Consider the following 12,994-nt stretch of genomic DNA (forward strand, 5'->3'; position numbering starts at 1 on the left):
AATGAACGCCGCCGCTGACGCCGTCTACCAGGTATAGCGATAGCCCATGTTGACCGCCCAGGGCGATTCAAAGCGGCTGCCTTTCTTGTATTCGTAGTCCGCATACAGCCGGTGATCCTTGCCAAGCGCCGCAATCACGCCGGCGCCAACCTCGGCGCGTCCGCCGGACACGTCCGTGCGCGTGCCGATGCCATTGGTGCGCACCACGCTTTTGCCATCGAATTCCTGCGACCAGCCGATCTTCACGTAGGGCTGCACGGTGTTGCCATTGCTCATTTCCAGACGGCGGCCCACCAGCGACCCCACGCGCAGCAGCACCGAACTGCCCCCTTCGGCCGCGACACGCATGCCGTTGTTCAAGCGATAGCGCGCGCTGTTGGCACGAAACACCGCCAGTTCGGCCTGCGGTTCGATGAACCAGCCATTGGCCAGGTCCACTTGACGGCCCGCTTCCACGGACACGCCCACGCCCTGGTTCTTGTAGTTGCCCTTGATCATCGCGCCGTCGGTGGCCTCTACCTTGAAGTCGTGCTTCATATGATTGACCTTGGCCACCGTATCCACGTACCAGCCGCTATTCGCGATATAGGTCGCGTAGCCGCCCACGTGATAGCTGTCGGTGCCGCCATTGCCTTCGTCGGCGAACTTGCGGTCGGCGCGGCTGTAGCCGGCCATGGCGCCCAGATACCAGCGGCCATTGGAGGTGCTTATCCGCGAGTCGGCGCCCAATTCCGTGCCGCCGACGTTCTGTCTGAACCCCCGGCCGCCTTGGTTATTGATCAACTGCCGCTGGCGATAGGCTCGCGCCCATGGGCCGCCCCGGTCGTTACCCAGCCGCAGTTCGCCCAGCCTTTTGACCAGGGAATTCATCTCCGCGTACCAGATGCTCTGCACCGAGCCGATACCGCCGGTGTTGACCGCGGCGTTCGCGCCCGTAGACAGATCGCCGCCCGGTTTCAGCGGGACCACGGTGGGTACCTGCCCCACGTGGACCAGGCTCCAATCAGTGGCCCGGCCGCCGACGGTGTCACTGCTCTGCAACCGGTATCGATAGGTGCCGGCGTCCACCACCTGCCCCCGGTTGGCCAGCGAAAAGCGGGCATCACCGCCCTCGGTACGCACGATCTCCTGATGCTGATTGCCCACCGACGGCTCGCCGCCCGAGTTGTGGACCAGGATCTGGTGCGTGCCCGTCGCCGCACCCCCCACCGCCAACAGATCCGAGCGTCCTGCCGCCAGATCCGTGTTCATCTCGAATAGCCCGCCCCCCGTCAGGTCGCCGCGCACCGTGAGCGTGTTGAACGCGCCGGGCGCGAACGCCACCGTGCCCGAATTGTTCAGGGATTGCACATCAGACGAGCTTTGCATGTGCCATTGGCTACCGCTTGCGAGAGACAGGTGATTCAGGCCCGTGCTCCCGCCCCGCCACAGCGAGCCATTGGTCAGGTTGAAATCGGCCCCGCCTGCGCCTACCACGACATCGCCTTGCATGCGCGTATTGCTTGCGTTGAGCACGATATTCCCCGTCGTTGTGCTGACAAAGAGCCTGCCGCTGTCGCTTGCAAGGTCGCTGTTTCGCAATGTGATGACGGCGCTGCCGGCCTGCTTTGCCTGGATCGTCACGCCACCCGCGTGCAACTGACTATCGGCGACGGTGATGGTATGGCCGCCCCAATAATCCATCGTTCCGGCAATCACGATGCCTTGGCCGGCGGTCTGAATCCGGCTTGCGGCGATCGACAGCGAGCCGCCGTCTTGCAGTTGAGCGCCGGTTCCGCCGCCCAGCGTAGTGAGTTCGACATTATTGAGATGCATGACTCCGCCCCGCTCCATCAGCAGACCCATGCCGTTGACCCGCATCCGCGTTCCATCGAGGGTGAGCACGGCGCTGAACGAGGCGCTGGCCCCCTTGGATCCAGCACTCAGGACGTCAATGGAGCCGCCCTGAAAATCGATGGCGCTCGTCGGGCTTCCGACGAGAATACCCGTGGAGGTCCGGCTTGCAATGGTGATGGCCACGTTGCGGGCCCGCACCCGGGCGTTGGCGTCCATCACAATGATTCCGTGGCTGCCGGGATTATTACCACGGATATCAATGGTGGAGTCACTGACGTCAACCCTCGCCCCCGCATACCCGGCAATTCCGCTGTTGACGGCATTGATGCGCACCCGGGACGCCGTCGCGGTTGCGCCAAGAGCTCCCCCGCCCCCCACGGCGATCCCTGTCAAGCCTTCGATATCCGTATCGGTCACCGTCGCTTGCCCACCACCGCGGGCGTAGATGCCGACATGCCCGCTTTTCAGATGGCTGCCGGAGATGTCCGCCGCGCTACGCTCGCCGTCGATGTTGACCGCTGCTCCCCCCACCGACCCTCCCCCCGTGATTGTGCTGTTGACCACCGTGGCGATGGACGCCGTGGCGGAGGGGGGCAGACCGGGCAGTCCACCCGTCACGCTAAGACCGAATTGAGTCCCGTCCAGCGTGGCGCCCTGAATGGCGGCGCTGGCGCCCCGCAATGTGACCGCGGCACTGTTGTTGTTGAACCTCGCCGTGGCCGTGGCTCCGCCATCCATGCGCAGACTGGCGCCGTCGCTGGCGATGACGGAGCCGACCCCGCCGCCATCCGTGACCCACAGGCTGGCGCCATTGGTCAGGTCCCAGTTGGCCAACGCAGTGCTGCCGTCGACCGTCGCCGACTGGTCCGCCCCGTTCAGGCTGCCTGCCTGCGCGGACGGCAGGCAGGCCGGAAACAGGCTGGCGATCGTGACGGCCAGGGCCAGACCGCGGATCCGGCCAGGCCTGCCCAGGATCAGGAAGACCGGCCGACAGGGTCGGCGGGTGCCTTGTTGCAGAGGGAATAGAGGCATGAACGCTGCTCGCAAGTTGACGACACGCTTCGATCGAACGAGGTCGAGCCACGAGTAAGGCGTGTCTCGGACAAGCGAAAAGCGTGTTCAAGTGAGTGATGGACCGCGCCGGTCAACAACGGCGGCGCGGTCATGGCACTTGAGTGTGCAGCGTGCTTAACATCAATAGAATCAGAAGTTTCTAATAATTGTTTGGTTGCAAATGGGACCCCTGGCCATCCAGCACCCACGGGCCGCCGCCGTTATACGACGCCACAAACAGACGGCTGCTCGCATCGCCGCGGCTGCCGCCGGGCGGATGACTAAAGGTCTGTTGCCTGTATTATTTGGGGGCCATGGACATGCCCCCAAACGTAGCGGCATGCCCACTCGTCGCCTTCCGCGGCTGCACCTACCTGACCCCGGATATCCGCCATGGTTGATCCGCTTCGTCTGCAGGCTCTGATACAGGATTGCGCGCGCGGCCAGGAATCCGCGCTGGCCGAACTCTATAAAGTTACGTCCCCGCATCTGTTTGCGCTCTCCGTCCGTATATTGCGAAGAAGAGACTGGGCGGAAGAGGTCATCCAGGACAGCTTCATCAATATCTGGCGCAATGCCGCCCGCTATTCTTCAGAGCAGAGCCAAGTCATGACCTGGATGACCCGCATCGTGCGCAATCGCTGTATCGACCTGCTGCGCCGGCCGGACCTGGAGCGTCCCGACGCCGATGGCGAATTGACGCTGGCGTGGGCGGACGACGCGCCCGGCCCGCTGGAACGGCTGCAAACCGACGAGGATGCCCGGCGCCTGGCCGACTGCCTGAAGCAACTGGAGGGTCAGCAACGCGCGGCCATTGCGTTGTCCTTCTTCGATGACCTGAGCCACAGCGAGATCGCCCGCCGCCTGCAGACGCCGCTGGGCACGATCAAAAGCTGGGTGCGCCGCGGCATGGAACGGCTCAAGAGGTGCCTGTCATGAACTACCGCGATCCGCAATTGCGCGCCCGGCTGGCCGCCGACTATGTCGCCGGCGCCATGCGCGGCGGCGCCCGCCGCCGCTTCGAGGGGCTGATGGCCGCCGACGCCAATTTGCGCCGCCAGGTCCGCGAGTGGGAAAACGACATCTACCCGCTGCTCTGGTCGCTGCCCGCCCAGACCCCGCCTGGCCGCGTCTGGCGCGCCATCCAAGCCCGCCTGCATCCCGGCGCCGCGCCCTGGTGGCAAGGGCTGGCGTTCTGGCGCATCGCCAGCAGCGCGCTGGCCGCCCTGCTGGTGGCCGGCGTGGTGTTCTACCCCATGCAGGTCGACCGCGCCGCCCGCGCGCAACTGATGGCCGTGCTGCAAAGCCCCGAGGCGCAAGCCATGCTGGTGGTGCGCGCCGACGAGGCCGGGGGGCTGCACATCCACGCGCTGCAAAACCTGGCCGCCCGGGCCGATGGCAAGGCCCTGGAACTCTGGGCCATTCCGCCCGGTCAGGCGCCGCAGTCGGTCGGCCTGGTGTCGCCCGAAGGCCTGACGGCGCTGCGACGCGCCCAGGGCCTGGCCGGCGTGCAGCAATTGGCCATCACGCTGGAACCGCCGGGCGGTTCACCCACGGGCAAGCCGACCGGCCCCATCATCATGAGCGGCGACGTCCTGAAGATCTGACCGGCATCCAGCGCGGGCTCCGGCTCGCCTGAAGGGGTGCCCTCCTTTGCGACGCCCCTCATTGCACTCACTTGCGCGACAGCGGCACGCCCCAGACCGGATCTTCCATGCCCTGCTTGCCCAGCGGCGTGATCTGCATGGGGATCATCCTGGACAGCATCTCGCGTTGCGCGTCGGTGATATTGGTGCGCTGCGCGATAAGTTTCTGCGTGAATTCCATCGGCGCCGGCCACGTATGGACGGTCAGGTTTTCCAGCGGGCACTCGATCATCTTCGGGTCTACCGCGCGGCAGCCCGATTGCTTGAACTGATAGCTGGGCGTCTTCATATGCATGCGCTGGCTCAGCACCAGTTGGCCGCCCTTGAGCGTAAAGCTGGCCAGCGCCTGCTTCGGTGGAATGCGCGCCTGCACCTTGATCGCGGGAATATCTCGCGATGCCGTGTCCTCGTAGTAGCCCGCCCGCGAGCCCTGCGTCGTCTCGTTGTACTGCTCCTCGCCCCAGGCCACGCAAGCGCCCGATCCCCGGTGCACGGCGGTGCAGACCGTGCGCGTCTTGAGCTGGGTGCTGGTCGTACCCTCGTGCCAGTTGGTCTCTTTGTAGAACTCGCGATACAGCTCGGGCGACAGATAGGCGGTGCCGTTGGCGCCGCGCCCCGAGCCCACCGCGCCGCGCGGGGCGCCCACCTGGTCCAGCAGGGCGTTGAGCTTGTAATCGTCGCCGCCAGTCAGCAGGTACTTGCCGGGCGGCAGGATATGCACCTCGAACGCCTTGAACAGATACGTGGCCTCTTTGTCCCGCTTGAGCGAATTGTTCTGGAACTTGCGGCCGAAGGTGATCCGCGGGTCCGGTTCGAACATCCAGACCGTGTTGCCAGTCCACTGGGTCATCGTCATGGCGTCCTTCAGGCTCGCGTGCGGCATCAGGTCGGCCACCAGCACCACGGCCATGTCGTCCTTCAGCGCTTCGCCGATCAGGTCCAGCAGCTGCCCGTAGCGCGGATCGTCCATAGTGCCTTCGCCGCTGGAGGCCGGCAGATTCACGCAACCCGATAAGGCCAGCGTAAGGGCCAAGGCAGACAAGGCAAAACGCGGGCGCGGCAACGGCATGGGGCGGTCCTTGAAAAGAAGCTGAGTGGATGGGTCGAGCCGGCATCCTACTGAATCAGCGCGTGCGCGCAAGACTCATGAGCCACGCTGAAACATGAAGCGGCGCAGCCAGCAAGGCCCCCTCTGCTGCCAGGCGCCTTGCATCGCAAATTCTTGTTTCGATTGTTTCTATCTGGCCGCCATTGCCGGATCGTCCACGGGCTGGCACCGCCAACCATCGGCCGTCGCCACCCACTGATCGGTCAGGCCCAGATTGTGCATGAACGCCTGGTCATGCGATGCCACGATCAAGGCTCCTTGATAGCGCGACAGCATGGCCTCCAAGGCCTGCATCGATGGCAGGTCCAGATGGTTGCTCGGCTCGTCAAGCAGCAACAGCTGCGGCGGCGGGTCCGCATACAGCACGCAGGCCAGCGCCGCCTTCAGATGTTCGCCGCCGCTCAGCGCCCCGCTGGGCGCCGCCACCTTGTCCGCATTCAGCCCCAGTTGCGCCAATCGCATGCGCAGCTCGCCATCATCCAGGACGCGGTTGACCTGCCGCAACGCCTCCAGGACTGACATCGCCGGGTCCAGATTCCCCAGCCCCTGGTCCAGGTACACCAGCGGGACCGCCACCTTGCAGCGTCCCGCCAACGGGGCAAGCTGGCCTGCCAGGACTTTCAGCAAGGTGGATTTGCCGCTGCCATTGGGTCCCAGCAAGCCGATGCGCTGCTGTCCCCGCGCCTGCAAACTGACGTGGCGCGTGGCCTGCGGCACGAACGGCAGTTCCACCTGATCCAGCACCGCGACCTCGCGCTGGGCCATGCCGGCGGCCGTCCCGGCATGCAGATGAATGCCCAGGTCATCCGCCACCTGGCTGGCGGCCTCGCGCACGCGCTGCGCCAGTTCAAGCTGCGCGGCCGCCTGCTGCCTGCGCAGCTTCCCGGCCGATTGATCGCTGCGCGCTTTCTGGCGGTCCAGAAGAATCTTCGCCTGATTGGCCTCTTTGACGCTGCGCGCGCCCCGTGCCTGCCGCTTGTCCTGACGCTCGCGTTGCGCGCGCATGGCGCGTTCTTCACGCAGGCGATCGAGCTTGACCCGTTCCAACTCGGCCACGGCGTGCTGTTGCTCGTGGGCCTTGGCCTGCGCATAGAACGCGTAATTGCCACCATAGCTGCGCAGACCCAGCGACGACAGTTCCACGATGCGATCCATGGCATCGAGCAATTGCCGGTCATGGCTGATCACGATCAGTCCGCGCGGCCATTGCGCCAGTTGCGCGATCAGGGCCTGGCGGCTCGGCGCATCGAGGTGGTTGCTGGGTTCATCCAGGATCAGGAAGTCCGCGCCCGACAGCATCGCGCCAAGCAGCGCCACCCGCATGGACTCCCCGCCGCTCAGAGACTCTGCCGGCGTGTCGGCGCGCAGATGCGCCAGCCCCGCTTGCACGAGCGCCTGCCGTAGTTGCCGCTGGATGTCCCAGCGGTCGGTCACCGCGTCGTAGTCGGCCTGCGCCGTGCTGCCCGCCTCGATGCGCCGCAGCGCAGCAAGCACGCCTTGCACGCCCGCCAGGTCCGCCACCGTGGCATCCGCCACGGGCGTGACCTGCTGCGCCAGATAGTGCACCGCGCCCGACCGCCGGCACTGCCCGTGCGCGGGCGGCAACTGGCCCGCCAGGATGCGTGCCAGCACCGTCTTGCCCGCGCCGTTGCGCCCGACCAGGCCGGTGTGGCGCAGGTCGAAGGTTTCAGTCAGGCGGGAAAATAATGGAGCGCCGTCTGGCAAGACGTAAGACACGTCTTCCAGGGCGAGATAGGGCGTCGCCATGCGTATTCGTATTCCAAGGATGCAAAGAGCTCCCCCGCGTCTGGGGGCAGTGGAGATTTGCCGTCATGACAACGGCGGCATCAATGGCGCATGGGACGAATACCTCGGAAGATGGGTTGATCGTACGATTGTACCGAGGGCCGTGGTCCCCGCAATCGCGGCGACCGCCCGCCACGCTACTTCCTGCGGAAACTCACCACCTTGCTGGTCAGCGTCTGCACGGGTTCACCGTCCTGGTTGAACGTGACGCTTTCCACCAGCACGATGCCGCGGTCCGGTTTGCTGCGCGAGGGCGTGATGGCAAGCACTGTGCTTTTCACCTGCAGCGTATCGCCCGGCCGCGCAGGGCGGCTCCAGCTGACCTCGGCACCCGCCCCGATCACGCCGTCGGCCAGAGGCATGCTGTCGACCAGCAGCCGCATCGTGATGGCCGCGGTATGCCAACCGCTGGCGGCCAGTCCCTGGAACAGCGAGTTCCGCGCCGCCGTTTCATCCAGGTGGAACGGCTGCGGATCGAATTCCGAGGCGAAGCGCCGCACCTGCTCCAGATCGAGCCGATGTGTCGCGCTGGTAAAAGTGTCGCCTACCGCAAGGTCTTCCAGGTACAGCTTCCGGGGAGCCGGGGATGTCGTCATGGGGGGCCTCCTTTGCGTGGCGGGCGGCGTGTTGGACTAGATGGACGATGCCTGCAATCTACCCGGCGAGCGAACGGTCCACAAGATCCTCGCGCGATGCCCGCATCGCGCCTGGACGGCATAATCCTGGAAACGTTGCATGTCATCACAAGGAGGAAAAGCGCATGTCCATCATCCGTTCCTGGCGCACGTTCATGGCGGCCGCGTTGCTGGCTGTCGCGGAAAGCGGCGCGGCCACGACAGGCGAGATCGGCGCCGAATTGCTGCGCGCCGCCGGCGACGGCGACGCCGCGCGGGTCAAGGCCTTGCTGGCACAAGGCGCGCCGCTGGAAGCGCGCGACGGCGACGGCAACACACCGCTACTGCGCGCAACGCTGGCCAATCAGGAAGCCGCCGCGGCAGCCCTGATGGCGGCGGGGGCCGACGTCAATGCCAAGAACCACCAGCAGGACAGCGCCTATCTGTACGCGGGCGCTCGCGGTCATAACGGCATCCTGGCGCTGACGTTGCGCCACGGCGCCGATCTGCGCAGCACCAACCGCTATGGCGGCACCGCGCTGATTCCCGCCTGCGAGCGCGGCCTGGTGGACACCGTGCGCCTGCTGCTGCAGGCCGGCGTCGATCCTGATCATGTCAATCGTCTGGGATGGACCGGGTTGCTGGAAGCCATCATCCTGAGCGACGGCGGACCGGATCACCAGGCGGTCGTCGCGCAGCTCATCGCGGCCGGCGCCAATGTGAATCTGGCCGACGGCGACGGGCGCAGCCCGTTGTGGCACGCCCGGCAACGCGGCCAGGACCTCATCGCCAGACAGCTGCAAGCCGCTGGCGCGCGCTGAATCGCGCTAGGCGACGAGCGCCTCGCGCCCGTATGCCGCCAAGGCGGCCAGCTTGGGATGGTGCCGCGGCGCGGGCGGCGCCAGCAAGCGGCGCACCGCCTCCAGCACGTCGGCCGGCTCCGCGGGCTTGCGCATGAGCGTCGCGCGGCCGGCGCTGGCCTCGGTGATTTCATGTTCGGGGCGTCCGCTCAGCATCAGCACGGGCGTTTCGTCCAGATAGGCGTTATCGCGCATGGCGGTGAGCAGGGCCGCCCCATCCATGCCCGGCATGGAAAAGTCGGTGATGACCAGGTCCGGACGCACGGCCAGCATCTGCTGCAGCGCGGTCAGGCCGTCTGTATGCGTCGTGACGTCATAACCTTCGCTGCTCAGGAACTCGCTCATCAGCGCGAGCAGCATCGGCTGGTCGTCGACCAAAAGGATTTTCGTCATGGTGATTCTGTGGCACGCCCCAGCGCAAGAACATCTGGCGGGCGGGCGAAATGGGGTCGTTGGACCGAAGTAGGCCGAATGCTAGGACAGGCAGGCCGTTCATGTGTGTCGTAATTGTATCCGGACGCAACGACAACCCCTTGCCCTGTATATTCATCGATCCGACCAGTCGTTACGCTCCGTCCCTATAATCTATGGGGCCGCGGCGCCGCCCGCCGTGCCCGCCCTTCCCCGATCCGGTACCCCTTCCTCATGCTGAATTCAACGTCGCAGCCCGCCAACCGCCACCGTTTTCCCCGGACCTTGATGGCCGGCTTCGTGACGGCGGCGCTCGCCACGCTGGTCATCGCCTTCGTCAATGTGCGTTCGGCCGACACGCGGGTCCAGGCCGTCAACGCCATGAACCGTGTCACCGAGACGCTGCGCCAGCTCAGCCTGTTCAACTCGGCGCTCAAGGACGCCGAACTCGGCCAGCGCGGCTACCTGCTGACGGGCGACCTGACCTACCTGCAACCCTACCTGCGCTCGTTGCCGCTGATCGAACAGCGCCTGGCGCTGGTACAGGAGGCGGCGGGATCGGATTCGGCGCAACGCCGCATCGTCAACGACATCGCGGGCATCACCCAGCAGAAGCTGGCCGAACTGCGCGAGACCGTCGAGCTGCGCAAGGCCGGCGACGTGGAAGGCGCGATGGCCGTGGTGCGCACCGATGCCGGCAAGGACGCGATGGACCGGCTGCGCGATCTGGTGGCGGACCTGTACACGCGGCAGATGGGCCAGCTGGAGGACGAGCGCGAAGCCTGGTCCTCGGCCGCCTCGATTTCGGCCTATTACTCCTGGGGAGGATCGCTGCTGTTGCTGATGCTGATCCTGGCATCGGCCGGCATGACCCTGCGCGAATACCGCGCCAAGTCGCGCCAGGCGTGGGTCACCACCGGCCTGTCGGGCCTGAGCCTGAGCCTGCGAGGCGACCATCGCCTGGACGAAATCGGCAAGCGGGCGCTGGAGTTCCTGGCGCAGTACGCCAATGCCAACGTCGGCGCCGGCTACGTGGTCAACGGCGGCGGCGACGAACTCGAGCTCTTTGGCGGCTATGCCCTGCCGGCCGAACGGCTGGCGCAGAAGATCGCGCCGGGCGAGGGGCTGGCCGGCCAGGTCGCCCGCTCACGCAAGCTGATGCACGTGCGCGCGGTTCCCGCCGGCCACTTTGACATCGCCTCGGCGACCGGCCGCTCCAACCCGGCCGAACTGGTGCTGTTCCCCGCCATCCAGAATGAACGTGTGTACGCCGTCATCGAGCTCGGCTTCAATCACCCGGTCGGCGACAGCGAACGCAGCCTGCTCGAAGGCGCCTCCGAAATGCTGGCCTCGGCCATTCGCGCCGGCCTGGACCGCACGCGGCTGGAGGCGCTGCTGGCCGAAACGCAGCGCCAGTCCGAAGAATTGCAGACCCAGCAGGAAGAGCTGCGGGTCAGCAACGAAGAGCTGGAGCAGCAAAGCCGCATCCTGCAGGAATCGCAGGCACGCATGGAGCTGCAGCAGACCGAGTTGGAACAGACCAACGTCAACCTGGAATCCCAGGCCGAACAGCTGCTGCGCATACAGGGCGCGCTTACCGACAAGGCGCGGCTGCTCACGCAGGCCAGCCAGTACAAGAGCGAGTTCCTGGCCAACATGAGCCACGAGCTGCGCACCCCGCTGAACTCGACGCTGATCCTGGCCAAGCTGCTGTCGGACAACAAGCCGGGCAACCTGAGCCCGGACCAGGTCAAGTACGCGCAGACCATCCACGCCGCCGGCAGCGACCTGCTGGCGCTGATCAACGACATCCTGGACCTGGCCAAGATCGAAGCCGGCCAGGCGACCGTGGAAGTCGAAGAGGTCGCCATCGTCCCGACCCTGCAGCGCTTGCTGGATCCGCTGCGGCCGATGGCCCAGGAAAAGCACCTGGCGCTGGAATTGGATATCGCCAGGGATGTGCCCGCGGCACTGCATACGGATCCGCAACGCCTGGGCCAGGTGCTGAAGAACCTGCTGTCGAACGCCCTGAAATTCACCGAGCAAGGCACCGTCGCGCTCAGGGTGTCGCGCGCGCCGGGCAACCGCCTGTCGTTCGCCGTGCAGGACACCGGCATCGGCGTGGCCGCCGATCAGCAGGAACTGATTTTCGAGGCCTTCCGCCAAGCCGACGGCAGCACGCATCGCAAGCACGGCGGCACGGGCCTGGGGCTGTCGATCTCGCGCGACCTGGCCAAGCTGCTGGGCGGCACCCTGTCGCTGGTCAGTACGCCGGGCCAGGGCAGCGTGTTCACGCTGCTGCTGCCGCTGCGCCTGGAGGCGGCGCAATCCGGCCAGCCGCCCGCGCGCGGCAACTCCTCGGCGCCGGTGGCCCCGCCACAGCCGCCCGCCCTGCCGGCCGCGCCCGTTCCGGCCAGGCCCGCGGCCACGGCGATCAATACCGATGCCGCCGCCGCCCAGCCGCCAGGCCGCACCATCCTCGTCATCGAGGACGATGAACGCTTCGCCAGCATCCTGGCCGACCTGGCGCGCGAAATGGGGTTCGGCTGCCTGGCCGCCCACACCGCCAACGAAGGCCTGGCGCTGGCGGTCCAGCAGCGGCCCGATGCCATCGTGTTGGACATGAACCTGCCGGACTTCTCCGGGCTGGGCGTGCTGGACCAGCTCAAGCGCAATCCGCACACCCGCCACATCCCCGTGCACATCGTCTCGGTGGCCGACTATTCCCAAGAGGCCTTGGGCCGCGGCGCTGTCGGCTACGCGCTCAAGCCGGTCAAGCGCGAAGAGCTGGTGCATGCGCTGCAGCGCCTGGAAGCCAAGTTCACGCAGAACGTGCGCCGCGTGCTGGTGGTCGAAGACGACGACCGGCAGCGTGAAAGCGTGCGCGAGCTGCTGGCGCGCGACGGCGTCCAGATCATGCCGGCGGCCACCGCCACCGCCGCGCTGGAATTGCTGCGCGACACCACCTACGACTGCGTCGTGATGGACCTGAACCTGCCCGACATGAGCGGCTACGACCTGCTGCGCGAAATGGCCGAGCAGGACAGCGTGTCGTTCCCGCCCGTCATCGTCTACACCGGCCGCGCGCTGTCGCGCGACGAAGAGCAGCACCTGCGCCGCTTCTCCAAGGCCATCATCATCAAGGACGCGCGTTCGCCCGAGCGCCTGCTCGACGAGGTCACGCTGTTCCTGCATCAGGTCGAGGCGGATCTTCCGCCCCAGCAGCGCCAGATGCTGGAGCTTGCCCGCAGCCGCGACACGGCGCTGGAAGGCCGCACCGTGCTGGTCGTGGAAGACGACGTGCGCAACGTCTTCGCGCTGTCCAGCATCCTGGAGCCCACCGGCTTGCACGTGGAGATTGCGCGCAACGGGCGCGAAGCGCTGGACGCCCTGGGCCGCGCCGGCTCGGACGGCCACCGCGCCATCGACTTGGTGCTGATGGACATCATGATGCCCGAGATGGACGGCTACACCGCCATGCGCGAAATCCGCCTGCGGCCCGAATGGCGCAGCCTGCCGATCATCGCGCTGACCGCCAAGGCCATGAAGGACGACCAGGAGAAATGCCTGGCCGCCGGCGCCAACGACTACATCGCCAAGCCGCTGGACGTAGAGCGCCTGCTGTCCCTGGTGCGCGTCTGGATGCGCAAATAACGCCGG

At 66.5% G+C, this 12,994-nt stretch carries 9 protein-coding genes; 4 read left to right on the plus strand and 5 right to left on the minus strand.

Translation table 11 applies throughout. The features are described 5' to 3' along the window. Window positions 1–24 precede the first annotated feature (24 nt). A complete protein-coding gene (locus tag A9974_RS26185; RefSeq protein ID WP_183007095.1) occupies window positions 25–2,868 on the minus strand; it encodes an autotransporter outer membrane beta-barrel domain-containing protein in 2,844 nt (947 codons plus the stop codon). Between the two features lie 414 nt (window positions 2,869–3,282). On the opposite strand from A9974_RS26185, the gene A9974_RS26190 reads away from it, so the two are divergent. Together A9974_RS26190 and A9974_RS26195 are read left to right on the plus strand one after the other, a co-directional pair. Beyond that, window positions 3,283–3,828, plus strand: a complete 546-nt coding sequence (locus A9974_RS26190; RefSeq protein ID WP_183007096.1) for an RNA polymerase sigma factor — start codon at window positions 3,283–3,285, stop codon at window positions 3,826–3,828. After that, window positions 3,825–4,496 (plus strand): anti-sigma factor domain-containing protein, encoded by a 672-nt coding sequence (locus A9974_RS26195; RefSeq protein ID WP_183007097.1) that lies wholly within the window; start codon window positions 3,825–3,827, stop codon window positions 4,494–4,496. Before A9974_RS26190 ends, A9974_RS26195 begins: the two co-directional genes overlap by 4 nt. A 67-nt stretch (window positions 4,497–4,563) precedes the next feature. Here the strand turns inward: A9974_RS26195 and A9974_RS26200 are convergent, their stop codons facing one another. The 3 genes from A9974_RS26200 to A9974_RS26210 all read right to left on the minus strand — a co-directional run bounded on the left by A9974_RS26200 (window position 4,564) and on the right by A9974_RS26210 (window position 8,045). Beyond that, window positions 4,564–5,604, minus strand: coding sequence for a hypothetical protein (locus A9974_RS26200; protein ID WP_183007098.1), 1,041 nt, complete (start codon window positions 5,602–5,604; stop codon window positions 4,564–4,566). Between the two features lie 168 nt (window positions 5,605–5,772). After that, window positions 5,773–7,410: an ABC-F family ATP-binding cassette domain-containing protein gene (locus A9974_RS26205; protein ID WP_183007099.1), complete on the minus strand. Its 1,638-nt coding sequence runs from the start codon at window positions 7,408–7,410 to the stop codon at window positions 5,773–5,775. Window positions 7,411–7,586: 176 nt separating this feature from the next. Further along, complete coding sequence (locus A9974_RS26210) at window positions 7,587–8,045, minus strand: MaoC family dehydratase (protein ID WP_183007100.1); 459 nt, start codon at window positions 8,043–8,045, stop codon at window positions 7,587–7,589. 164 nt (window positions 8,046–8,209) lie between these two features. On the opposite strand from A9974_RS26210, the gene A9974_RS26215 reads away from it, so the two are divergent. After that, the gene (locus A9974_RS26215) at window positions 8,210–8,884 is read left to right on the plus strand and encodes an ankyrin repeat domain-containing protein (RefSeq protein ID WP_183007101.1); all 675 of its coding nucleotides are present in this window, start codon (window positions 8,210–8,212) and stop codon (window positions 8,882–8,884) included. A gap of 6 nt (window positions 8,885–8,890) precedes the next feature. On the opposite strand, the gene A9974_RS26220 is transcribed toward A9974_RS26215, so the two are convergent. Next, on the minus strand, window positions 8,891–9,316 hold the full coding sequence (locus A9974_RS26220) for a response regulator (RefSeq protein WP_255468327.1): 426 nt from the start codon (window positions 9,314–9,316) through the stop codon (window positions 8,891–8,893). 252 nt (window positions 9,317–9,568) lie between these two features. Here A9974_RS26220 and A9974_RS26225 point away from each other — a divergent pair, with 252 nt between their 5' ends. Continuing rightward, a complete protein-coding gene (locus A9974_RS26225; protein ID WP_183007102.1) occupies window positions 9,569–12,988 on the plus strand; it encodes a response regulator in 3,420 nt (1,139 codons plus the stop codon). Window positions 12,989–12,994 lie beyond the last annotated feature (6 nt).

The organism is Achromobacter sp. UMC71, from assembly GCF_014170305.1.
GTDB lineage: Bacteria > Pseudomonadota > Gammaproteobacteria > Burkholderiales > Burkholderiaceae_B > Achromobacter.